The sequence below is a fragment of the Bacillus sp. J14TS2 genome (assembly GCF_018333015.1).
Classification (GTDB): domain Bacteria; phylum Bacillota; class Bacilli; order Bacillales; family Bacillaceae_C; genus Lederbergia.
On record NZ_BORE01000014.1, the window covers coordinates 39192 to 63703 of the forward strand.

Genomic DNA, 24512 nt, shown 5'->3' on the forward strand with positions numbered 1-24512 from the left:
TTCTCCCTTTCTAGATTTTCACTATGAAAATATTGGGTTTTATTGGCCGCTGCATCCCTTCTCCCAAATAGAAGCTAGGATGTGGCGGCTGATTATAAGCGATGTTTTGCCACGCTACTCCTAAGCGATAAACAGGATCATGCATTAATGTGTGAATTCGATATTTCGTCCTATCTGTTGTTGTATAAATTCTTAAAGCACTGCTATCCTTAGTCCGCCAAATGACTTCTTCTCGCCAATCTCCAAATAAATCTGCCTGTAAACATGGATTGCCTTTTGTCCCATTATTAGAGCTCGTTCCCTTCGCAGTAAGGAGATTGACTAACTTTTCATTTTCAAAATCCCATTTATCAATTTTTCCCACTCCATAGCCTTTTTCGGGGTCCCAATGATGGTCAAGTAATTCCCGCAACAAATCACCGTCCCACCAAATCCCGAAATTTATAGAAGCTGGTGCGCTTTCACTGATTTTTCTCCCATCATTTGCATACAATCCCATCCCAGATGCCCATACTTCTGCCCCTTCATATCGCGGATCGATATCAGCTGCCATTCCTCGCCCAGTATCCTCTCCTGAATGTATCCCCCATATAATCTTTGAGGAGTCTGCTTTCCGATAGGACATGCCATAAGAAGCGTTTTCATCTTCATGTACTTGAAATACATCTAAACCTTCACTTGGATTTAAATTTCCTACATGTAACGCATCTCCATGCCCCAAACTAGTCGTATACAACCCTGTTCCATCATGATTAACAACCATAGCCCCATAGATAATTTCATCTTTACCGTCACCATTTACATCAGCCACGCTTAGGCTATGATTTCCTTGCCCGGTATATCCCTCATTTTCATCTTGGTCACTATCAAAGGTCCATAGCTTTGTTAATTTTCCCTGACGCCAGTCATAGGCTGTTAACATCGTTTTTTCATAGTATCCTCGAGCCATAATAAAGCTCGGTCTTTCTCCATCTAAATAAGCAACCGCAGCAAGAAAACGATCGACACGATTTCCATAATGATCTCCCCAATCTGATACATGACCACGCGCGGGTTCAAACGATGTTGTCACAAGCTCCGTTCCTGTCTCTCCCTTAAATATGGTTAGATACTCTGGACCTGTTAAGATTCTACCAGTCTCATTACGGTAGTCTGCATGTGGGTCACCAATGACTGCACCCGCTCCATCCTTTGTACCATCTGCCGTTTTTAATACAACTTCTGCCTTACCATCACCGTCCAAATCATAAACTAAAAATTGTGTATAGTGTGCTCCCGCTCGAATGTTCTTTCCCAGACTTATTCTCCACATAAAGGTCCCATCTAACTTATACGCATCCAAAAACACTTCCCCTGTATACCCTTTATGTGCGTTGTCTTTTGAATTGCTTGGGTCCCATTTCAATATGATTTCATACTCTTCATCTCCATCCAGGTCTCCTACACTCACGTCATTCGCACTATAAGTATAGGGTGTACCGTCAGGACTTATTCCATCTGCTGGTTTCTGAAGCGGGACTGTTAAATAACTATCTTTCCACACATCAACAATTTCTGATATCTCGTTCAGCTGTTCATTTTTTACTGAATTCGCTTTCACAAAATAAGTTGAGTCAACTTTTCCCTCTGTATCAAAATAATTAGTGCTTTTTGTGATTGGTTTTTTGTTCACCTTTACATCATCACGATACAGATCAAAAAATGTTGATTCATCATCTGTTCCTAACATTCTCCAGCTAATAAAAACACCTTGTTCGACCTTCACCGCAATTAAGCCACGATTAAGAAATTCCATTTGTCGAGCTACTTTTTTACTCATAAAATTCACCTACATCCTAAACATCGATGTTCTCCTATTAGCATAAAAGCAATCAACGCCCTTCGCTAAACATTTTTTGCCATGTTATAAAAATCTCAACATATTTTGCTCTAGATGTGCTAGACCAAAAACTCTAAATACTAATTATTATGAATTTTACGGTAATAGGAAGGGGTATAGAGTGTATGATTTTTAAAAACTCTCCCAAAATGAGTTAAACTATTAAAGCCGACTTTTCCTGCAATATCAATAACTTTCAGTTGTGAATTTCGCAATAAATTTTGTGCTTCTTGAATTCGCACATGGTTTAAATACTCACTATAAGTAAAGCCTGTTGCTTTTTTAAAAATTCTACTTAAATAATATGAACTGATAAAAAACTCATTTGCTACGGAGTCAAGGGTGAGGTCTGGAGTGTGGTAATGTTTATTAATATAATGGATAATGTCCGTCATCTTATGATAAACACTTCCAGTAAATTCTTGTGTCTTGGCTGTATTTCTATTTAAATAGCGAACAGACGAGATTAGTAGTTGTATTAACAACGTTTTCAAAAATAGCTCAAAACCATCTTCTCCTTTTTGCATTTCCTGGATCATTTTAAATAAAATATATTCAATCTCTTGTTGCTCTTGTCGATTAAGCTGAATAATTAAAGTTTGATTAAAAACAGATTGTAAAAGAGAGGAATACGTGGCTTTTTCACTTCCAAATAATTGATCGGTAAAATTAATTAATAGTCTTTCATGCTCATAGTCATCAACATGGAAAGTTCTGTGAAGGACGCCTTTATTAATAAATACTAGATTTCCTAAGTTTACATAATAAGTTTTATCGTTAATAAAATATTTTCGTTTTCCATGTATGAGATAATATATTTCATAATGATCCACATGGGTGTGATACTCTGGCATAGCATCTTTTGTATCTCGCTTCCGATGACTAATATGTAACGGGTCGCCAGGTTTTTGATAGGAGAAATTAATATCCACTTTAACCCTCCTTATAAAAATACTTAATCATTCTTTATAGTTTTTAAAAGCTCGGATTAAGACATATCCGAGCTTTCTTCATCCATATTTTCACATTTTTCAAAGAAACTAGCCGTATAATCAGTAGGTATGATTTTCTTATCCTGATAAATTTGCTTTAATGACTTTACCATATTTTTGCCAATGCCTTCGTCTCGGTGGGAAGGATTAACGGAGATATGCTGAATTTCCACTACATCATCCATCTGGATTACACCTAGAAGCCCGGTAATATCCTCATCCTTCCATAAAAATAAGTGCCAATTGTCTGCTGTTTCATAGGTTTTCATTGTATTTTGGAGCTTTTTCAGATCTTTCTCATTCGGCATAAAGGAAAGAAGGCCCATCGCAATCTTTTCATAGGCTTTCTTGTATCGAATTAACATAACAGATCCCTCATTTTTCTTATTTGCTGCTGGCAAACTACATAAAGCGTTCTAACTTCATCGGGAAAGTTTGTTCACATATCATTTGGTAATACGTACATTCGGTGCAATAAACACCCAATATAAGATTCCCCATACGATAGCCGCAATTAAGATCAACATAAATAAAGTGATATTCTTTTTGCGCAAAGAATGCACACCCCTTAATTCTCTATCTTTATAAACACATGATTTATTGTACTGGCTATGCTTCGTTTTAGCAAATGTTTCTAATCTTGAGCCATAAAAATTAGGCAGCAAACACTTTATTCCCCAAATTCAAAACATTTATACCTATTTAGACGAAAAATAGCAAAAAAAGTTTCACTTTATCACTAAATATGCAATTGCTTGATTACAGGACAGAAGAACTTCTGTCTTTTTCCCCAAGAAGTGTAACCCGCAAATCTGCGGGTTACACTTGTGTTTTTTCAGCATAGGCCAAATCTAATCGCAATAAATCTTCGTACGATTCTCTCTTTACGACTAGTTGACTTGTTCCATTTTCTACAAATACGACCGGTGGTCTCGGGATGCGATTATAGTTGTTGGACATGGAATATCCATAAGCACCTGTACAAAAGACAGCAAGAATATCATTGGGAGATGCTACTGGTAAGGGTAGGTCCCAAATGAGCATATCTCCAGATTCGCAACATTTCCCAGCAATCGCAACAGTCTCAGTCGCTTCATCATTGGCTCGATTGGCCAAAACAGCTTCATATTTAGCATCATAAAGAGCAGGTCTTAGATTATCTGTCATGCCGCCATCCACGGCTAAATATTTTCGAATATTCGGTACATCTTTTTGAGAGCCAACCAAATATAAAGTGGTACCAGCGTCGCCTACCATTGAACGGCCCGGTTCAATCCAAATTTCTGGCAAAGCTAACCCAAGTCGAGCTGTTTCAGTCCTTACTTCATCAATCATTTCCGCAACATAAGACTCAGGAGATAATGGAGCATCTTCATCTGTATAGCGAATACCAAAGCCCCCGCCTAAATTTAATACGGAAGCTTTGAAATGAAGTGTGGCATTCCATTCAGCTAATTTTTCGAGAATTTTTTTTGCCGCTAATTTAAAGCCTGTCGTTTCAAAAATTTGTGATCCAATATGACAATGCAGACCAAGTACATCTAAATGCTGATTCTGTATAGCATAAGTAAGCGCCTCTTCAGCCTGCCCATTTTGCAAGTCAAATCCAAACTTAGAATCCTCTTGGCCTGTCAAAATATAATCATGAGTATGTGCTTCAATACCTGGAGTTACACGTAATAAAATCTTCATATTCTGTTCCCGATGTTCACAAAGCTGTGCAAGTAAATACAATTCGTGAAAATTATCGACCACGATGCAACCAACATGGTAATCTAAAGCCATGTTTAATTCGGCCTCACTCTTATTATTCCCATGAAAGTGGATTCTTTCGCTCGGAAATTCCGCTTTGATCGCCGTAAACAATTCTCCACCTGAAACAACATCCAGCGATAAACCTTCTTCTTCAGCAAGCTGAATCATCGCTATTGTAGAAAAAGCTTTACTTGCATACGCTACTTGTGCTTCAATACCCATACGCTCAAATGTCTTTTTAAATGCCCTTGCTCTTTTTCTAATAAGGGCAACATCATATACATACAGGGGAGTACCGTATTTTTCAGTAAGCGCTACAGTATCTACCCCTCCAATTTCTAAATGCCCCATTTGATTAATATTAGCTGTTCCATATAAATGCATTTTTCCCCACCTCAACGGTTGTATAAACAAAGATTGTCTTCTTCTGATAAGTAGAATTACTTTATCATAATCTAAAAATTTATGCAATGACAATCAATCTTTAGTCGGTTGACGAAATCGATCTCTTGGCCGTACGATACTTGGACGAAGCACTGCACCAGGTACAGGTCTTCTCACTAAAATACTAATGAGAGCTTTCGGATTGAACGGTATTAATGGCCATAGATATGGTGCACCTAAAGGTCTACTTTGCGCTAAAAAGAGGATATAGAAGGTACAGGCAATAATGAGTCCTGGTCCTTTAAAGACAGCCACACACAGCAATAAGAACATGCGAACCATTTTATTCGCCACACTTAGCTCATAGCTTGGAGTAGAAAAGGTTCCAACGGCTACAATAGAAATATACAGAATGACTTCTGATTGAAAGAGACCTACATCAACAGCGATTTCACCAATTAATACAGCCGCAATCAAGCCCATTGCTGTAGAAAGAGGAGTTGGTGTATGAATGGCAGCAATTCGCAAGAATTCCACACCAAGATCAGCAATAAGAAGCTGAAAAATCAAAGGAATATGCGATTGTTCATTTGGTCCTATAAATGCAAGTTGATCCGGCAAGAAAGTAGGATCCATTACAAATAAATACCATAATGGCAAAAGGAAAATAGATGCCCATATCCCGAGAAACCGTGTCCAACGCACGAAGGTACCAACTGAAGGTGATTGCCGATATTCTTCAGCATGTTGAACATGGTGGAAATAAGTTGTCGGGGTAATCATAATACTTGGTGATGTATCAATATATATTAATACATGCCCCTCCAATAGATGAATGGCACCAACGTCCGCCCTTTCTGTATAGCGAACAAGCGGATATGGATTATATCCTTGCTTCATTAAATACTCTTCAATGGTTTTATCAGCCATTGCAACTCCATCAATATCAATCGATTTTAATTCCTGGCGGATTATATGAACCATTCTAGGGTTGGCTACGCCTTTTATGTAGCCGATTGCTACATCTGTTTTTGAACGTTCCCCTATTTGCATAATTTCGAATCTTAATCGTTCATCACGAATTCTTCTTCTTGTTAAGGCAGTATTAATGATAATGTTTTCAACAAAGCCATCCCTCGAACCCCGAACGACTTTTTCTGTGTCAGGCTCTTCTGGCTGTCTCCCAGGATAATTACGAACATCAACAATGAGGACTGTGTCTGCTCCTTCTACTACCACAGCCATAAGGCCTGATAATACCTGGTCAACCATCTCATCCATTGTTTTTGCAGGCTCAACGGATGAGCTGCTTATTCTGTTTTCAATTAACTCAAATAGCTTTGATGTCGTCTTTTCGGTATCATTGAGCTTTTGAAGTTCCTTTACGATTTCGGTAATGACATAGGAATCGCAAAGTCCATTCACAGTATACAAATGTACTTTTTTCCTTAAGATCACTAATTTTCTTATATCAAGATCAAAACTGGTGCCTAGGCCAACCCGATCCTCAAAATACTTTTCAACGACATCCGGATTTTTATCAATCTTCATTGATTTTCCTTGAGAGTCCTTACTCAATCTTTAGAGCCTCCTTTCCATTTTTCTACCTCTGTTCTTTCTAAACTTTAGTATGTGGTCATTTTATTATTTTCATACAAAAAGGAACATATGGATGCCCTATTCAGGCATCCATATGTTCCTTCATTTGATCTAATATTTTCTTTTCCAAACGTGAAACTTGAACTTGTGATATTCCTAGACGTGAAGCCACCTCTGATTGTGTTTGATCTTTATAATAACGCAGATAAACAATTAATCTTTCACGTTCATCAAGTACTCTGATCGCTTCCTCTAGTGCAATTTTATCAAACCATTTATGATCATTCTCATCTGAAATCTGATCAATTAGAATAATAGGGTCCCCATCATTTTCATACACAGTCTCATGAATAGAGGCTGGAGATCTGCCTGCATCTTGGGCCATTAGCACTTCCTCTTGGGAAACATCCAGATAAGTAGCAATATCAGAAACCGTCGGTACTTTTCCGTCTCTTTTTGCCAACTCATCCCTGGCCTTTCTAATTTTGTTGCCTAGTTCTTTAATGGACCGACTAACTTTTACCGCTCCATCATCACGAATGAAACGTTGAATTTCACCAATAATCATGGGAACCGCATACGTTGAAAACTTCACATCATAAGATAGGTCGAACTTATCAATTGATTTCAACAAACCGATACTGCCAATTTGAAATAAATCATCCGGATCATATCCTCGATTCAAGAATCGTTGAACGACGGACCAGACCAATCTAACATTTTTTTCAACAAGATGGTCTCTTGCATGTTGATCGCCATCTTGACTTTTTTTAATCAGGTCTTTAACTTCCGTGTCGCTCAAAAAGCCCTTTCTCGCCTCTTTTTTTATTTGCACGTCCATAGGCACGGCTCCTTAATTGCATAACGCTTTGTTTTTCGTTACATATTTTGTTAAACGGACCGTGGTGCCTGAACCTAGTTGCGATTCTACTTCTATCTTGTCCATAAAGTTTTCCATAATCGTAAAGCCCATCCCTGATCTCTCTAACTCGGGTTTGGTTGTAAAAAGTGGTTGTCTTGCTTCATCAATATTATCAATTCCCATACCATTATCGCGGATGACAAGATCAATCATTTCATCCTCTATCGTAGCGGAAATATAGATAATTCCTGCTGGGTTTTGATCATAACCATGAATGATCGCATTCGTAACAGCTTCAGAGACAACTGTCTTAATTTCAGTTAATTCATCCATAGTCGGATCTAATTGAGCAATAAAGGCGGCTACTGTTACTCTAGCAAAGGATTCATTTTGACTTAAAGCACTAAATTGTAGTTGCATTTCATTTCTCATTTTATGCAACCCCCAATCTTTCCAGAGCTAATTGCTCTGAGCTTTCTAAATTCATAATTTTAAATAAGCCCGACATTTCAAATAGTCTCTTAACTGGGGCTGAAATCGCACAAACGACCATTTCACCATTCTTTAGCTTAATTTGCTTATACCTTCCCAGGATGACACCCAATCCAGAACTGTCCATGAAAGTAAGATTTGCCAAGTTCAACACAATGTGATGAATTTGATACGCTTCAATTGTTTGATTGACCTTTTCCCTTAGCTCCTCCGCTGTATGATGATCCAGTTCTCCCGATAGTCGTATGCATAATACGTCTTGTCTTACATCTAATTCAATATTCAAACTCAATTGCCTAATCCTCCTCGCATATAGAAGTATAAAGAGTCATTTCTACTCTTATCCCCCTAATTCCTTCTTGATGACAAAACTAGAAGAATTTCGGCAATTTATTTAAGAAAAGCGCAAGCGCCTTGATCAGCCCCGACAAGCAAATGTTCTGAGACAAGAAAAGTCCGGTTTTGACTTTTATTGGCTCAGGTTATTTGACCTCGAGGGGCTAGGCGCTGTAGCTGGACAACAATTGATCAGCCGCAAAGCAATTTTAAGATAAACTTTTATACTTTCTTATCTCTTTAAAAAAGCGCAAGCGCCTTGATGTAAGACGAAAGGTTAAGTTCGCGACATCCTGTTGCTTCGTCTGTACTTGTACATCCTGTATATCGCAACGCTGTTTTGATCCACATCCAGCAGTAAATTGTTCTTGAACCTAGGAAGGGACGATCTTCCTCTTCCTAGGTTATACGCTGAAGTTAGATCCAAACACAAGCCAAATCTTATACTTTCTGGTCTATAAAATGGCATACTTCTCGTTCAGTGCATTCGAAAGTATTAAGATATCTTGACATTAATCTGTTTTTGTAAACATTCCAAATGCTCGTTTATACAAATGCCACCAAGAAGCTTTTTTTACATTTTCCTTTGCAACTAATGGCACCTCGACTAGTTCTTTCCCGTCTTTCTTTACTTTTAAAACGCCAATTTTCTCTCCTTTTTTAAGAGGCGCTTTAATATGTTCATTCAATTCTATTTCTTCTGTAAGCTTATCTAATTTTTCTCCTTTTTTCGTTAGGACCGATACGCTTTCTCCTGTTTCAGCTTCTATATATTTTTTATCGCCCTTACTAACTTTCGCTTTTTCTAACGCTTTTCCCTTTTCATACAAGGGATGAGTGGCGTATTGAGAAAAAGAATAATCAAGCATTTTTGTTATTTGCGCATTTCTACTTTTCGATGTTGGAGCGCCAAAGACCACAGCGATCACCCGCATCCCATCTTTTTTTGCTGTAGCAGTTAAACAATACTTCGCTTCACTAGTAAATCCTGTTTTCAGGCCATCTACACCTGGATAAAATTTCACAAGTTTATTTGTATTTACGAGCCAAAATTTCTTATCCGTGTCTTCTCTTAGGTAGGATTCATAGTTTTTGGTGAAGTCTGTAATCTCTTCGTGCTTTAACAACTCTTTTGCCATCAAGGCCATATCATTAGCTGTACTATAATGATCCTCTACTGGTAGACCTGTTGTGTTTTTAAAATGAGTATTTTTTAAACCCAACTCTTTGACACGGTCATTCATCATCTCGACAAACGCTTCTTCACTTCCTGCGATTTTCTCCGCCAATGCGACTGAAGCATCATTAGCTGATCCAATGGCCATTGCTAATAAAAGTTCTTTCACCATCATTTCTTCACCAGGTTCAAGAAAAATTTGTGACCCGCCCATTGAAGCAGCATACTCACTTGTTGTGACCTTCTCATCCATCTTAATTTTCCCAGTATCAATAGCTTCCATAATTAATAACATCGTCATAATTTTTGTCATGGAAGCAGGTGAATACTTTTCATCCTTATTTTTCTCATATAAAACCGTACCAGTATCTCTTTCAATTAGGATTGCTGATTTCGAATCATCCGCAAGCTCTGTTTTCTTTTCCTCCGCAAATGCAGCTCCTGAATATAATGAAAGAATTAAACATAAGGCAACAAACATGGTTACAACTTTTTTCATATCAATCCCTCCATCCCTTAGTTCCGGAAATGTTTTCCATAAAACCATTCTCTCCCAGGTCGTATGGATTTATACAAAAGGCAAAAAGAAAAAGCCCGAAAGATCATTTTCCGGACTTTTTGGACATCCTCTAAGAGATAAAAGGATTCTAACTAGACTATTCTTCTTTTTGTAAATCCTCTAAAAAGCTTGTCCCTTTCCCTTTCCAACTTACTTTAAAGTTCTTCGCGATCGTTGCACCAATATCTGCAAAAGTCTTGCGTATCGGCAGCTCTTTCCCATAGGTGAATTTCTTTGAATAAGCAAACATCGGCACAAACTCCCTTGTATGATCCGTTCCATGATGGGTTGGGTCATTTCCATGATCTGCTGTAATGATTAATAACTCTTCTTCACCCATTTGATCTATTATTTCGGGAACTCTTTGGTCGAATTCCTCCAATGCTTTTCCGTAGCCTTCGGGATTCCTGCGGTGACCGAATTTCGCATCAAAATCCACCAAATTGATAAAATTTAATCCAGTGAAATTTTTCCCCATCGTTTGTAGGAGTTTATCAACCCCATCCATATTAGACTCTGTTCTAATCGATTCTGTTATGCCTTCCCCATCATAAATATCATGAATTTTCCCAATCGCAATCACATCAAAGTCAGCATCTTTTAATTCATTCATCACGGTTCGTGCAAAAGGCTTTAAAGCATAGTCATGACGATTAGCCGTCCGTTGGAAATTACCTGGTTCTCCAATAAAAGGACGGGCAATGACACGACCAACCTTAAATTCTTCCTTTAAGGTTAACTGTCTTGTTTTTTCACAAATACGATATAACTCTTCTAAAGGAACAATTTCTTCATGAGCCGCAATTTGTAACACTGAATCAGCAGAAGTATAAACAATTAATGCCCCTGTTTCCATATGCTCTTTCCCAAGCTTTTCAATAATTTCCGTTCCACTAGCTGGAATGTTTCCAATCACCGTTCGTCCTGATGCTTGCTCAATTTCCGTAATTAGTAACTCTGGAAAACCGTTTGGAAAGACTTTAAAAGGATGACTCGTGACAAGTCCCATTAATTCCCAATGCCCTGTCATCGTATCCTTTCCATTTGAAGCTTCTTGCATTTTTGTATAAAAGGCGATTGGTTTGTCTACTGGATCTACTCCTTTAATTTTTCTTATATTGGATAATCCAAAGTTTTGTAGATTCGGTAATGCTAAACCGTCCATTTTTTCAGCAATATGACCTAATGTATCTGCCCCTTCATCATTAAAATCAACTGCGTCCGGTGCTTCTCCTATTCCAACAGAATCTAGCACAATTAAATGAATCTTTTTAAATGTCATATACTCCATGCCTATTCCTCCTACCAAAATACATTTATCCCGGTGCAACCGTCCGTAAGACCCCAACTTCAAGACTAGGAAATTTCAAAGAAGGCTAAGTAGGGATAACGGACGCTAACACCCCGATAAGTCTCGCTAACCATCAGTGGGGATGAAGAAAACCCCTACTGATGTCAGTCTCGCTTTATACCTTTAACATACCCTTTTAAATCTAAAATAAAAACCGCATAGGCGGTTTTTTGATGTTATTTCTTAAGCCCGTGGATGATATTTTGTGTAAACATCTTTCAATCTTGTTTTTGTTACATGTGTATAGATTTGCGTAGTTGAAATATCAGCATGTCCTAACATTTCTTGTACCGCTCTTAGGTCAGCCCCATTTTCAAGCAAATGGGTAGCAAAGGAATGCCTTAATGTATGGGGCGTAAGATCTTTCTCTATATTTGCTTCAGCTGCTAACTTTTTAATTATCTTCCAGAAGCCTTGGCGGGTCAGTCGATTACCATGATGATTTAGAAATAAAGCTTCTGTTTTATATTTTGTTTTTCTAAGTTGAGGCCGAGATTCTCGTAAATATTGTTCGACAGAATCTGAAGCCATTTGCCCAAGAGGAATGATTCGCTCCTTATCCCCTTTTCCAATGCATCGAACAAATCCCATTGTTAAATGAACATTGTCCAAGTCTAAATTGATGAGCTCACTGACCCTGATGCCGGTCGCATAAAGCAATTCCATCATCGCTTTATCCCTTATCCCATAAGAAGTCGTGAGATCAGACGTATTCAGTAATTTTTCAACTTCTCGGAAACTTAATACTTGAGGTAATGTTCTTTCCATCTTCGGTGTTTCTAAATGAACAGATGGATCATGATCAACTACCTTATCTCTTAATAGAAATTGATGAAAAGCTCGAATCGATGCAATATGTCGAGCCAGTGTCTTTGAAGACTTTCCTTCTTTCTTCAAAAAGGCTAAAAATTGGATAATATGGATACGGGTCACATCATTCAATTTCTTTACTTGCTCTACCTGCTGTAAATATTCCAAATAGCGCTTTAAATCTCGTTTATACGATACAATCGTATTTTGGGACAATCCTTTTTCTACTGTCAAAAAGTGGATAAAATCCTGCATTTCATCTTGCACAACCATTACTCTCCATTCTGGTAAAAAAGGATTAGGCGTGAAAACCAGGCGTCACTTTTTTGACTTTCTGGTTGAAAGGCCTTTACCGCACTCCCTTCCGGCTCATCATAACGCCGGTAATTTTCATATTCTTGATTTATCCACATAATACCATAATAGAAGAGAATCGTGCATCCAATAAGCAAAACAAGTAATCGCAATGTTCCAAAAAAAGTTTTTAAAATATTTCTCATTATTTTCATCCTTTTGTCTTAAATACTTTCCATATACGTTGCTGGACAGGCGCTTCCGTTTTTCTTTTGTCCAGCTTCAGGCGGTAGAGGCTCGAGGTCAAATAACCCTGAACCACTGAAGGGAAAATTCACCCTTCTTTGGTTCAGGAACATTTGCTTGTCGCCTCTGGACAACCGCCTTCCGCTTTTCTTATTACCATCATATGCCAAGCTTGTTTTCATTTATTCATTAAACCATGGGCTTTGAAGGATTTTTTTCAGGTAGGATATGTTGCAACGGTTATTGCTGGAGGGGGATTAACAGTTGAAACTAAAAAAACCTTCTCCAACTAAAGGAAAAGGTTTAATCTGTTTTTTTATTAGCATCTGTTTTTTCTTGACACTTCCAACAAATCCCGTGAAAAATGAGCCGATGATCTTTTATTTTAAAACGCCAATCTCTTTCTACAATTCTTTCTACATCTTCGAGTAAATCATCTTGAATCTCTTCCACAGCACCACATTCAATGCAAATAAGATGATGATGGAAATGTGCTGCTCCTTCTTTTCTAAGATCGAAGCGTGACACACCGTCACCAAAATTAATCTTATCAACGACTTTCAATTCTGTTAACAATTCTAAAGTTCTATATACTGTTGCAAGCCCGATTTCGGGGGATTTTTCTTTGACGAGAAGATATACATCTTCCGCACTTAAATGATCTTCCTCATGTTCAAGCAATACCCGAACCGTGGCTTCACGCTGGGGAGTGAGCTTGTAGCTTGCGGAATGTAGTTGTTTCTTTATCCGTTCTATGCGACTTTCCATACCTCAATATCCTCCCTCGCGTTTCTCCACTATAATTATATCAGATTGATGCTCATATTCAAACTAAAATAATTATAATGTGCGAAGGTTTCTATAGATTTTTTAAAAGATAGGAAGCATAAGATCTGGCCAATGCCGGATCTGGCCAAGTTCCCATCGGTTTCTTGCGCTTTTCATGTCATTAATTGATTGAGAGAATGACAGACTTCATTAGAGCAGGAGAGATGTAAGCTTCAATACTTGCCGCCACTGTAATAACAGCAATCGCCCCTACATAAACCATCATATATTTAGCGAAGATCGGAACAAACTGAAAATGAAATGTTGGTCGAATAAAGACCTTTTTGATAATTTTCATCGATAACGCAATCGAACTGACTGATATAAAGATCAATATTGGGATCATAAATAAATTTTGTGGCAAAAGAGATACAAAAGAAAGCAATAATCCTTGCCAACCCATTTGACTCACTAAAAAACCGATGGAAAAACCAACGACAACACCTTTTAAAAAAATCAATAAAAAGATTAGCGGAAAGCCAATAATGGAGATGCCTAGTACCCATATTAAGCCAGCTATCTTCACATTATGGAAAAAGCTCAACTTTAATAACTCCTCAGGTGGTACTATCTGTCCATCTCCTACTTGACCGAAAAATTGATTTAAATAATAAAACAGATCTTCTTTTTGATGAGCAGATAAACTGTTTACCATCACTGCTCCAAATATAACCCCCATTAAAAATAAAACAGTCATAAAGGTATACAGAGAAGAATGTTCTTGAAAATGACGAGTTATCACGTTTGTTGAAAGTCTATAGCGCATTGATTATTTCCTCCTGTCCCACGATTGTTACATCATATGTAGGACAGGCTGTAAATATGACTGGCAAACAAGCTAAAATTCCCCGTCGCAAAATTTCAGTTTTTCTTCACTTTCCCGTATTTACCGCCGCCCCCAGCGGCAATTTGTAATTTCCCTTCACGTGCTTGGATGATCATATCAGCAAGTTGAATATTGACAAGTGCTTTCAGATCGGCCTCTTTCACCCGATGCAAAATATTCATCTCTGTTCCAAAATGATCCAACAGGTGTAGCATCGTTTTTGACCCTAAGCCCGGAATAAATTCTAATGGTACTTGATGAATATAAGGAGGTCGCTTCGGAGCATCAACCGCATTCGCCAATTCGGAAATACGTTCGGATACTCCTTTAGTGAATTTTTCGGAACCACAATGAGAACAGGTAGATCCGTTCATGGGTGCGCCACAAACGGCGCATGTGGTCCGATAATATTTTCCCAAACGAGGGTTTAAACCATAGTTTGCCATTACTCGATTCTCACCTTGGTTCTTTAAGGACTTAGAAAATGCTGCAAATGTAGGTGCTTCTAAATCAAACTTTTGATATTCGCGAGCAATTTTTTGCGTTGAGTGTGCATCCGAATTTGTTAAAAAAGTAAATGCATGCAATTCAGTTATTTGATCAGCCATTTCGGTATCTGAACTTAATCCAAGCTCTACAGCATCTATAAAAGCAGGATTTAGAATTTCTGTCAATGAATTTAAAACGCCTTTTCCATATAGGCTTTTAAAAGGAGTAAAAATATGTGCTGGGATAAACAAGCCACCTAGACTTTTCACCTTTTCTTGTAAGACCTGCGCGTTTTCATATATTCTTTGCGTGCTTAATTGAATATTCGTTACTCGAGCTGAAAGCCAACCCGAAAAATCTTTTAAGGTTGTTAATGATGGAAAATAAGCTAGAACATGTAGCGGTCCACGACAATTCTTATCATATACCTCTATCTCAGCTCCTGGTATAAGGGTGACCTCATCTTCATAGCGAAATCCCCCCTCCTCCATTTCTACTAGCTTTCCTTTAGCAACCAATTGCTCTATTTCTATTATTACTTCTGGCGAATGACAATCAATAACACCAACCATATCAAGGCCTTTCGGATATTTGGCTGCCTCGAGAATAGCTGATAAGGTAAGATTCCTACTGCCAGTTATTTTAACGGCCTTCCCTGTAAAGGTTCTTCCGATGTGAATATGTAAATCAGCAAACACTTCACTCATATTGCTCTAACACCTTCTTCATTTGGAGATAAAGAACTGCATACGCTGTTTTTGCATCATAAATACGTTTCTCATCTATAAAGATAGCAGCGGACTTCAAATCTACCTCTAACAAATCAACAAATTCATCTTCATCACCTGGAAGAGGATTTTCTACCTTTTCCAAACCAGTTGCGATGTAGAGATGAATCACTTCATCTGAAAATCCAGGGGCTGTATAGAAGGATGTTAAATGGTCCATCTGGTTTGCACGAAATCCTGTCTCTTCCTCCAATTCTCTCCCGGCTGTTAACAGTGGTTCTTCACCTTGCTCAAGCTTACCAGCAGGTATTTCCAGCAAAGATCGTTCCAGCGGTTTGCGAAATTGTTCTACCATTAAAATGTTCCCGTCATCTGTTATCGGGATAATTCCGACAGCGCCCGGATGCTTGACAATTTCACGTTTGGCCATTTTTCCATTTGGAAGTTCGACTTCATCTACTCGCAATTGAATAATTTTCCCATTAAAAATTTCTTGGCTCTGAATTGTTTTTTCCTCAAATTTCTTCACATTCATCCGCTCCTTACTTCTAACTATTATTATCATACCATAGCCGATTGAGAACATTAATTTTGTTTTCTCTACCAACTTTTAGGTAAAATGTAAGAAAAGCGCAAGGCGCCCGCCTATCGGCGACAAGCAAATGTTCCTGAACCTAGAAAGGGTGCATTTTCCCTTTATAGGTTCAGGGTTATTTGACCTCGAGCCGATGGCGCCCTGGAGCTAGATCATGCATTAGCCAATTTTTATGCTTTTCCTGAAATAAAGACTGAAAGGACGAGATAATATGGAAAAGAGACAATTAGGAAATTCGGACCTGTGGGTTTCCAAGATGGGACTTGGCTGTATGTCGTTAGGGACAGACAGTAGTCATGCAAAAAAAATTATTCAAGCTGCCTTTGACCAAGGAATTAATTATTTTGACACAGCAGACTTGTACGATTATGGAGTGAATGAGGAAATCGTTGGAAAAACATTATCTCCTATTCGAGATCAAGTGATCATTGCCACCAAAGTTGGCAATCGTTGGAATGATCAAAAAGATGGTTGGCATTGGGACCCTTCAAAAGCTTACATTAAAGATGCGGTTAAAAATAGTTTAAAACGCCTACAAACGGACTATATTGATTTATATCAATTGCATGGGGGGACAATCGATGATCCATCAGAGGAAACGATTGAAGCCTTTGAAGAATTACAGGAAGAAGGGCTGATTCGCTGCTATGGCATTTCTTCCATTCGACCAAATGTGATCAAATTATTTGCTAAAGAATCTTCCATTGTGAGCAATATGATGCAATATAGCCTTTTAGATCGGCGTCCAGAAGAATTATTTCCTTTCATGCAAGATCAAAAAATTAGTGTCGTGACAAGAGGTTCTGTTGCAAAAGGACTACTGAGCGATAAAGTGCTAGAAAAGCTACAATCGGATGAATTACCAGGCTATTTACAGTATACCCCTGTGGAAATAAAAGAATTAATTGAAAGCATTCAAGCGAAATTATTAACAGATCGAACCATGAATGAAGTAGCTCTTCAATACACGCTTGCTCATGAGACAGTAGCGGCTGTTGTAACAGGGGCAAGTTCAATAGAACAAGTACAAGATAATTCCCGTGCTGTCAAAGCAAAACCGCTTCACAAAGAAGAAATAGAATATTTAAAATGGATTACAAAAGATACAAGATATGAAAATCATCGCTAAAATCCTAAAATGTGAGTCTGTATAGAAGGCAAATTGGAGATCCTGTCGATAAACATAAGTATATGAAACAAATTCTAACAAAATTCAACCTGAATCCATCAATTTATTGTTCTTATGGGTTCAGGTTATTTTTCTCGTTAACAATCCTGCAAAAAATTTCAGCAATTCTCCCTAGAATTCAATCTATTTACTCACTTACTCATACTAAAAAACATAATCCTACTTGCTGGGAGTAGCAATTTCCACCAAAAAACGTCATAGAAAGATACCCTTCCCTATCTTACTACCATTTAACGACATCGACATTTTTTTCGGGTTTGTGACTTTTGTAACAGTTATACTATCACTAGGAATATAGTTCTATATAATTTCAGATAAACACCTTTAGTAGTGGTTATCTAATCATTGGAGGGGCATTAGGGGGATATAAATGGATAAAATAACAAATCAAGCATTGGACCATGAATGGAAAGATCTAATTTTAAAAGCGCTAGAGGCGGGAATGACCTCAGAAGCAATCCGGGATTTTTTTCGCCAGTATATTACCACGCAAAAGACACAAGCACCTGTTGAACGAAAAGCACAGTTTAAAAACCTTAACTAAGATATTATCAAATTTCTTAGGGACTAACTGGCCCACCTTATCTTTCAAACTATGTTCATTAATTCATTTTACCTAGTACAATAGACTGTTTTATTCTGATCACGATCTAAAAAATCAAATTAATTCGTTCTAAATACAAAACAAGCCTTCGTTATATGATATAATATGGAATGTAAGGAAGGTGAAGACATCCATGATTGGCGAACGAATACGTGAATATCGAAAACAAAACAATATGTCTTTATCAGAGTTGGCTGAAAAAGCCGGGATTGCCAAATCATATTTAAGCTCTATTGAGCGAAACATTCAATCAAATCCCTCCATTCAATTCTTAGAAAAAATCTCTTCTGTCTTGAATGTTTCCGTCCAATCATTATTACACGAAAATCCTGAACAACTACCCGACGGTCATTTGGATGATGATTGGGAAGCCCTTGTTCGAGAAGCGATGGCTTCCGGTGTTTCAAAACAAGAATTCCGTGAATTTCTTGAGTTTAATAAGTGGAAAATGGAGCATAAGTAAAAACGTGCAGAGGCAAACTGTCTCTGTACGTTTTGCGTTGTCGTAGCTGTTTGTTCCTATTTTTGTAACACCGCAATCGCTATTTCAGCTCTGGTTAATTAGCGGTAAGCCCCGATGGCTGAATGTCATTTTTTTAATTTTAATCTGGAGTGCTTTTAAAAGTTCCGTTTTTTCCTTATAATAGAATGAAATAGCTGAAACTTTTTAGCATGAAAAACGTATTTACACATAAGGAAAAGAATGAGACAGGAGTCGATGTTGCCTTGAAACCTATTCTTCTATTTTTATTAGGGATGTTTTCCGTTGCTGAAGCGTTCATATTATGGATCATATTGTTATTAGGTTTTGACCTCCCCTATTGGACTGCTTCTTTAAGCTCTATCCTCGTTGGTGGTCTCACCTTTTTCGGTGTGAAGTTCTTTGTCGATCATAAATTTTTGAAGAAAAATAAATTGACCAGAAAAGAATATGCCTACATCCAAAAAAGCATGCAAGATGCAAAGTCAAAAATGGCTAGGCTCCAAAAGGCGTTTTTATCCGTACGCTCAATGGGTGCTTTTAAACAATTATACGAACTAAATAAGTTAACGAAGCGCATGTATCACATCGTTCATAAAGATCCACGGCGTTTTTATCAATCCGAGCGGTTCTTTTTCTATCATTTAGATTCGATTGTCGAGCTTTCCGAGCGATATGCATTGTTAGCCTCACAGCCAGTTAAAAATGAACAAATGTATATCTCACTTAAAGAAACACAAAGTACGCTTGAAGACTTAAGTGAATCCGTAAAAAAAGATATTTATGATGTGCTATCACGAGACGTGGAAGATCTGAATTTTGAATTAGACGTTGCAAAACATTCCCTAAAAAAACTTGAATATAATCCTATGGACAACGATGAAAGGAGTACCAAACAATGAGTGAACAAAATAAAGAAACTGAATTACAATTTGACAGTATAGATGATCTTTTAGCCAATCCTTTTGGAGAAGAAGAATTAATCAAACCCGAACAGAGTCCACAACCTCAAGAAGCAAAACCCGTTAGACTCGTAGATAGTCTTCCAGAGGAAAATAAAAAACGGGCTCTAGAGCTTGCGAGTCAAATTGATCCAACTAATCATCAAGCTGTGATTGCCTATGGCACCAATGCTCAATCACAATTACTAAATTTCTCAAGTTCGATGCTTGAACATGTGCAAAATAAGGATATTGGACCAGTAGGAGATATTTTGAGTGAACTAATGGGAAAACTAAAGGATGTTAATCCAGATGAACTTACTCCCGAAAAGAAAAACTTCTTTTCAAAAATGTTTGGAAAAATGTCAAATTCAATTCAAGAAGTAATGTCGAAATATCAGAAGACAGGTGCACAGATTGATCGAATTACAGTAAAGCTCAATCAGTCCAAAGAAGTTTTACTTACAGATGTAAAAACGTTAGAACAATTATACGAAAAAAATAAGGATTACTTTCGCGCTTTAAATATTTATATCGCGGCAGGAGAATTAAAAATTGAGGAACTTCGAACCAAAACCATTCCAGAGTTGAAGAAAAAAGCAGAAACAACGGATGATCAAATGATGTATCAAGAAGTGAATGATATGGTACAATTTGCTGATCGACTTGAGAAACGATTGTATGATTTAAAACTAAGCAGACAGATTACGATTCAAAGCGCTCCACAAATTCGCATGATTCAAAATACGAATCAAGCCTTGGCGGAAAAAATTCAGACATCCATTATGACAGCGATCCCTCTTTGGAAAAATCAAATTGCAATTGCCCTGACACTCATTCGCCAGCGCCAGGCAGTGGAAGCACAAAAACAGGTTTCACAAACAACGAATGACCTGCTCTTAAAAAATTCGGAAATGTTGAAATCAAATACGATTGAAACCGCTCGTGAAAATGAACGAGGCCTAGTAGATATCGAAACATTGAAAAAGACACAATCTAACTTAATTTCTACTTTAGAAGAAACCATTAAAATTCAGCAGGAAGGACGAACAAAACGTGCCCAGGCTGAACAAGAACTTGTAACAATGGAAAATGATTTAAAAGAAAAGCTTTTGAAATTAACATAAGCCAGATCCCTCATATGTAAATACTTGAAGGCAAGGCATTACACCCATAATCAAAACCGGACGTCGTGAAAGATGTCCGGTTTTATTTTATCCCGCATTTTAGAGAACACGGTGAGGCGCAGGCGGGAGATTACTGCCTTAATCTAGTTTAATTTATGGTCTGCGTGTGTAAGTCAACATCGATTTACCCTTGGGCTCATCGCATTTCCTTTATCTCAGTCCTACAGGATGCAGATCAGAACAGCAGGATGTACTAGTGCAAACAAAGCGACAAGACGCCCGAATTTAGCCTTTGATCTTCTCAAATCAATGGGTATGTCCCATTGATTGAAGTTTCAATTGATTTGGCAACTCATACGTCCATTTAATATTTCGCTCGGACTACTAAGTCGAAAGATTTGTTTTTCTTGTAAATAGTCTATCTTCATTTCATCATCGAAAAAAACCAATTTCGTTTTTTCTATGTACACATCCATTGCATCGGTCGCAACCCTCACATAATCTTCTTCATTTACTTGTTGTTGATTGATTAATTCTAAAGTTGGGATACCACTAACTGCACAGCCACAGCCCTCTGTTTCATATTTTAAAGTGACGATCGAATGATTCACCCTCATTTTTTGCTTTATTTGTTTCTCCGCTTCTGGTGTAATAAATAACTTCATGCAACCTCTCACCTTTCATTTTATCTTGATGCAACCACTTGTATGCCCTCACTGATTGAAGCTCCACTTGATTTTAACATGAATCCGATTTATGATCCCTTTTTGCACTTCTCTACAAAAATGAAGAGGAATAAGGTGAACCTTCAATCAGTGGGGGTTTTCTTTCATCCCCCGCTGATTGTTAGTTGAACCAATCGGGCTTTTACGGGCAGTGTATCCCCCACCTATGCTTCTCCGTATTCTCTAAAGTCTTGAGGTGAGGGGTATTACTGCCCGTTAATGCGGGATAAACGAACAGCTAGATACAATTTAAGCTGGAATTAGTTTTGCTACTTTTTATAAAAAGCTTTTTTCCCTATCTTTTCTACTATTCTTGGCATAAGAATATGAAGGGTAGCAGCAACATTCATCCACCAGGGCAAATTAATCTCTCTTTTTGATGTAAGCATCGCCCTAACAATTTGCTTCGCCACATCGTCTGGCTCCAAGACGACTCTTCCTAATTGATCCAGATACTCCCCATTCGGGTCTGTCTGTTCAAAGAAATGTGTACGAATCGGACCCGGATTCACCGCCGTTACAAAAATTCTATCAGCTGACAATTCCATCCGTAAACTATCCGTATAACCAAGCACCGCATGCTTTGTAGCTGCATAGGCGCTCGATTTAGGAGTGGCCAGCTTCCCTGCTTGGGAGGCAATATTGATAATATGGGCAGACTTACTTGATCGCAGCAAAGGGATTGCTTCTTTTGTACAAGCAATCAATCCTAAAACGTTCACAGCAAACATTTTTTCGACTTCCTCTATATTTGCCCTTTCAGCCTTGGCAAAAATCCCATACCCTGCATTATTAATGAATACATCAATCTTTCCAACCTTCTCACGAATATGAGAGAACACATGCTGGATGTCATCCCTGCTCGTTACATCTAATTTAATTGCCGTACAATTTACTTTATAAGTTTCTTGAAGGTGGTCAGCTAGTTCTGTTAGTAACTCTTCTCGTCGTGCAAGTAAAAAAAGATCTGCTCCATGTTGAGCACACTGCTCCGCAAGTGCTCTTCCCAGCCCTCCTGAAGCCCCTGTGATGACAATTATTTTTCCTTGAATCCGCTTGTTTTTCTTCATGAATATATCTCCACTACCCATCCTTATTCATAATCATGATCTACTCAATAGTATAGATGAAATCTCACTAATCGAATAGGCTTAAATTTTTTCAACTTCTTTCTCTTGACAAGCGCAATGATGATTTGCATAATCAAAGATAACTTCAAGTCGAAAAAGATCTTTCATCCTAGCTTGGATGGAAGTTTTTTATTTTCTAAAGAAAAGAGTGAATACAATGAAAATAACCTTTATTGGGGCAGGTTCCATGGCTGAAGCAATTTTAAAAGGAATAATAGATAAGAATGTTTGCACTTCCCAAGATCTTTGGGTCACAAATCGCCATTCGATAGCTAGATTAGAAAGTTTACGGAAACAATATGGTGTGCAAACGACTTATGATCTGCAAAAACTATTGCAAGACGCGGACATGGTGATTCTAGCTGTTAAGCCAAAGAATGCTGAAGAAGTTTTACAACAACTGCATCCCTATCTTCCAAAACAAGCTTTCATCGTTTCGGTGATGGCAGGGATATCCATTGATACTATTTCTACTTATCTTAAAAACAATTATGCTATCGCACGCGCCATGCCCAACACTTCAGCTAGTGTTGGAAAGTCTGCTACAGCCATTGCCTTTCGTTCATCTGTTTCTCAGGCGCAGCAACAATTAACCCAAACGGTTTTTACGGCGATTGGTCGCACTTTTATCGTAGAAGAAAATCAACTTGATGCGATTACGGCCCTCTCGGGAAGCGGTCCAGCTTATTTTTATTATATTGTCGAAGCAATGGAAAAAGCGGCTACGCAACTGGGACTTGAAAAAGAGATGGCACAACAGCTCATTCTTCAAACGATGACAGGTGCCGTTCACATGTTGGAGGAGACAAGCCAAGAAGCAGCTGAATTACGAGAACATGTCACTAGTCCAGGAGGAACAACGGAAGCTGGACTTAACACCCTGCAAAAACATGAGGTCGCACAATCCATTACTGCTTGTATTTTAGCTGCTGAAAAGCAATCTAAGAGATTAGCTACTTTATTTGACAAACCAAACTAATTATTTTTCTGATTGTTCATGAGCTTACCGCTACCTCTTCTATTCAACCATTGATATAATGGTACACAGTCATATTTTAAAGAAGTAAAGGAAGTGGACTGCATTGTCAATCAAGCTATTCGAGCCCTATGAGATAAAAAATGTAAGATTAAAAAATAGAATTGTCATGTCCCCTATGTGTATGTATTCCTGTGAACAGGAAGATGGAATGGTGAATGCTTGGCATGAAACCCATTATACGAGTCGAGCTGTTGGGCAGGTAGGCTTAGTCATGATAGAAGCTACAGCTGTTACTCCTGAGGGAAGAATAAGCCCTCAAGATTTGGGAATTTGGGGCGATAACCATATTACAGGTTTAAAAAATTTAACATCACGGATGAAGCAACAGGGAGCGGCTTCTGGTATTCAACTTGCTCACGCTGGAAGAAAGGCTATTTTAGAAGAAGATATTCTAGCTCCAAGTGCACTTCCATTCGATGAACATACAAAAACACCAAAAGAAATGACGAAAGCGGAAATAAAAAACACCATTCAAGCTTTCGCTGATGCAGCAGGACGAGCAAAAAAAGCCGAGTTTGATGTGATTGAGCTTCATGCGGCACATGGATATTTAATCAATGAATTCCTATCCCCGCTTACGAATCATCGCACAGATGATTATGGTGGCACACGTAAAAATCGCTATCGATTTTTACGTGAAACGATTGATGCCGTTCAACAAGTTTGGGATGGGCCTTTGTTTGTGCGGATATCTGCAAGTGAATATCAAAAAGAGGGACTTCAAGCAGAGGATTATATCCAAATTGGACAGTGGATCAAAGAGCAAGGTATAGACCTAATTGATGTAAGCTCAGGTGGAATTGTTCCTGCTTCACCCCGTGCCTTCCCTGGTTATCAAGTGCCTTTTTCCGAAAAAATCCGTCATGCTGCTAATATTCCAACTGGTGCTGTTGGCTTAATTACAAGCGGAATTCAAGCAGAAGAGATTTTACAAAACAACCGAGCAGATCTAGTCTTTATTGGACGGGCCTTATTACGAAACCCTTATTGGGCCAAGGAAGCCGCAAATGAATTAAACTATGCCCTGCCATCTCCTAAGCAATATCAGAGAGGCTGGGATTAAGAACCAAAGCG

General features: G+C 38.1%; 26 protein-coding genes. 7 read left to right on the top strand and 19 right to left on the bottom strand.

Annotated features, from left to right (window positions below; genetic code table 11):
* Positions 1 to 10 precede the first annotated feature (10 nt).
* The 17 genes from KI375_RS19490 to KI375_RS19570 all read right to left on the bottom strand — a co-directional run bounded on the left by KI375_RS19490 (position 11) and on the right by KI375_RS19570 (position 16136).
* Entirely contained in the window at positions 11 to 1819 is a 1809-nt protein-coding gene (locus KI375_RS19490; RefSeq protein WP_244852851.1) for a rhamnogalacturonan lyase, read from the bottom strand.
* Positions 1820 to 1959: 140 nt separating this feature from the next.
* The gene (locus KI375_RS19495) at positions 1960 to 2811 is read right to left on the bottom strand and encodes an AraC family transcriptional regulator (protein ID WP_212975115.1); all 852 of its coding nucleotides are present in this window, start codon (positions 2809 to 2811) and stop codon (positions 1960 to 1962) included.
* 56 nt (positions 2812 to 2867) lie between these two features.
* On the bottom strand, positions 2868 to 3236 hold the full coding sequence (locus tag KI375_RS19500; protein WP_207452824.1) for a GNAT family N-acetyltransferase: 369 nt from the start codon (positions 3234 to 3236) through the stop codon (positions 2868 to 2870).
* An 81-nt stretch (positions 3237 to 3317) separates the two neighbouring features.
* Positions 3318 to 3536 carry a hypothetical protein gene (locus KI375_RS19505; RefSeq protein WP_212975116.1) on the bottom strand — a complete coding sequence of 73 codons (219 nt, stop codon included), beginning with the start codon at positions 3534 to 3536 and terminating at the stop codon, positions 3318 to 3320.
* A gap of 154 nt (positions 3537 to 3690) precedes the next feature.
* Positions 3691 to 5010, bottom strand: coding sequence for a diaminopimelate decarboxylase (gene lysA, locus KI375_RS19510; RefSeq protein WP_212975117.1), 1320 nt, complete (start codon positions 5008 to 5010; stop codon positions 3691 to 3693).
* A 93-nt stretch (positions 5011 to 5103) separates the two neighbouring features.
* Complete coding sequence (locus tag KI375_RS19515; RefSeq protein ID WP_212975208.1) at positions 5104 to 6561, bottom strand: spore germination protein; 1458 nt, start codon at positions 6559 to 6561, stop codon at positions 5104 to 5106.
* Positions 6562 to 6691: 130 nt separating this feature from the next.
* On the bottom strand, positions 6692 to 7450 hold the full coding sequence (gene sigF / locus KI375_RS19520; RefSeq protein ID WP_212975118.1) for an RNA polymerase sporulation sigma factor SigF: 759 nt from the start codon (positions 7448 to 7450) through the stop codon (positions 6692 to 6694).
* A 12-nt stretch (positions 7451 to 7462) separates the two neighbouring features.
* Complete coding sequence (gene spoIIAB / locus KI375_RS19525) at positions 7463 to 7903, bottom strand: anti-sigma F factor (protein WP_212975119.1); 441 nt, start codon at positions 7901 to 7903, stop codon at positions 7463 to 7465.
* Position 7904: 1 nt separating this feature from the next.
* Entirely contained in the window at positions 7905 to 8255 is a 351-nt protein-coding gene (spoIIAA, locus tag KI375_RS19530; protein ID WP_207452820.1) for an anti-sigma F factor antagonist, read from the bottom strand.
* 556 nt (positions 8256 to 8811) lie between these two features.
* Entirely contained in the window at positions 8812 to 9975 is a 1164-nt protein-coding gene (locus KI375_RS19535; protein ID WP_212975120.1) for a D-alanyl-D-alanine carboxypeptidase family protein, read from the bottom strand.
* Between the two features lie 157 nt (positions 9976 to 10132).
* On the bottom strand, positions 10133 to 11326 hold the full coding sequence (gene deoB, locus KI375_RS19540) for a phosphopentomutase (RefSeq protein WP_212975121.1): 1194 nt from the start codon (positions 11324 to 11326) through the stop codon (positions 10133 to 10135).
* A 243-nt stretch (positions 11327 to 11569) separates the two neighbouring features.
* On the bottom strand, positions 11570 to 12469 hold the full coding sequence (xerD, locus tag KI375_RS19545; RefSeq protein ID WP_374706876.1) for a site-specific tyrosine recombinase XerD: 900 nt from the start codon (positions 12467 to 12469) through the stop codon (positions 11570 to 11572).
* On the bottom strand, positions 12469 to 12696 hold the full coding sequence (locus tag KI375_RS19550; RefSeq protein ID WP_207452816.1) for a YqzK family protein: 228 nt from the start codon (positions 12694 to 12696) through the stop codon (positions 12469 to 12471). Before KI375_RS19550 ends, xerD begins: the two co-directional genes overlap by 1 nt.
* 343 nt (positions 12697 to 13039) lie before the next feature.
* The gene (gene fur / locus KI375_RS19555; RefSeq protein WP_212975122.1) at positions 13040 to 13504 is read right to left on the bottom strand and encodes a ferric iron uptake transcriptional regulator; all 465 of its coding nucleotides are present in this window, start codon (positions 13502 to 13504) and stop codon (positions 13040 to 13042) included.
* Between the two features lie 181 nt (positions 13505 to 13685).
* Positions 13686 to 14330 (bottom strand): stage II sporulation protein M, encoded by a 645-nt coding sequence (gene spoIIM / locus KI375_RS19560; protein ID WP_212975123.1) that lies wholly within the window; start codon positions 14328 to 14330, stop codon positions 13686 to 13688.
* Positions 14331 to 14425: 95 nt separating this feature from the next.
* Positions 14426 to 15586: an endonuclease Q family protein gene (locus KI375_RS19565; RefSeq protein WP_212975124.1), complete on the bottom strand. Its 1161-nt coding sequence runs from the start codon at positions 15584 to 15586 to the stop codon at positions 14426 to 14428.
* Positions 15579 to 16136 (bottom strand): NUDIX domain-containing protein, encoded by a 558-nt coding sequence (locus KI375_RS19570; RefSeq protein WP_212975125.1) that lies wholly within the window; start codon positions 16134 to 16136, stop codon positions 15579 to 15581. The genes KI375_RS19565 and KI375_RS19570 overlap by 8 nt, the downstream gene beginning before the upstream one ends.
* A gap of 277 nt (positions 16137 to 16413) precedes the next feature.
* On the opposite strand from KI375_RS19570, the gene KI375_RS19575 reads away from it, so the two are divergent.
* From KI375_RS19575 to KI375_RS19595, 5 genes are all read left to right on the top strand, one after another.
* Positions 16414 to 17331 (top strand): aldo/keto reductase, encoded by a 918-nt coding sequence (locus tag KI375_RS19575; RefSeq protein WP_212975126.1) that lies wholly within the window; start codon positions 16414 to 16416, stop codon positions 17329 to 17331.
* A gap of 430 nt (positions 17332 to 17761) precedes the next feature.
* The gene (locus KI375_RS19580) at positions 17762 to 17935 is read left to right on the top strand and encodes an anti-repressor SinI family protein (RefSeq protein WP_207452810.1); all 174 of its coding nucleotides are present in this window, start codon (positions 17762 to 17764) and stop codon (positions 17933 to 17935) included.
* Positions 17936 to 18128: 193 nt separating this feature from the next.
* Positions 18129 to 18458, top strand: a complete 330-nt coding sequence (locus KI375_RS19585) for a helix-turn-helix domain-containing protein (protein ID WP_212975127.1) — start codon at positions 18129 to 18131, stop codon at positions 18456 to 18458.
* A 263-nt stretch (positions 18459 to 18721) separates the two neighbouring features.
* Complete coding sequence (locus KI375_RS19590) at positions 18722 to 19378, top strand: 5-bromo-4-chloroindolyl phosphate hydrolysis family protein (RefSeq protein WP_244852853.1); 657 nt, start codon at positions 18722 to 18724, stop codon at positions 19376 to 19378.
* Complete coding sequence (locus KI375_RS19595) at positions 19375 to 20544, top strand: toxic anion resistance protein (RefSeq protein WP_212975129.1); 1170 nt, start codon at positions 19375 to 19377, stop codon at positions 20542 to 20544. The genes KI375_RS19590 and KI375_RS19595 overlap by 4 nt, the downstream gene beginning before the upstream one ends.
* Before the next feature lie 335 nt (positions 20545 to 20879).
* Here the strand turns inward: KI375_RS19595 and KI375_RS19600 are convergent, their stop codons facing one another.
* Both KI375_RS19600 and KI375_RS19605 read right to left on the bottom strand, forming a co-directional pair.
* Positions 20880 to 21209 (bottom strand): iron-sulfur cluster biosynthesis family protein, encoded by a 330-nt coding sequence (locus KI375_RS19600; RefSeq protein ID WP_212975130.1) that lies wholly within the window; start codon positions 21207 to 21209, stop codon positions 20880 to 20882.
* A 329-nt stretch (positions 21210 to 21538) separates the two neighbouring features.
* Complete coding sequence (locus tag KI375_RS19605; RefSeq protein WP_212975131.1) at positions 21539 to 22339, bottom strand: SDR family NAD(P)-dependent oxidoreductase; 801 nt, start codon at positions 22337 to 22339, stop codon at positions 21539 to 21541.
* A gap of 217 nt (positions 22340 to 22556) precedes the next feature.
* On the opposite strand from KI375_RS19605, the gene proC reads away from it, so the two are divergent.
* Together proC and namA are read left to right on the top strand one after the other, a co-directional pair.
* Positions 22557 to 23378: a pyrroline-5-carboxylate reductase gene (gene proC / locus KI375_RS19610; protein ID WP_212975132.1), complete on the top strand. Its 822-nt coding sequence runs from the start codon at positions 22557 to 22559 to the stop codon at positions 23376 to 23378.
* A gap of 103 nt (positions 23379 to 23481) precedes the next feature.
* Positions 23482 to 24501, top strand: a complete 1020-nt coding sequence (gene namA, locus KI375_RS19615; protein ID WP_212975133.1) for an NADPH dehydrogenase NamA — start codon at positions 23482 to 23484, stop codon at positions 24499 to 24501.
* The last annotated feature ends 11 nt before the right edge of the window (positions 24502 to 24512 follow it).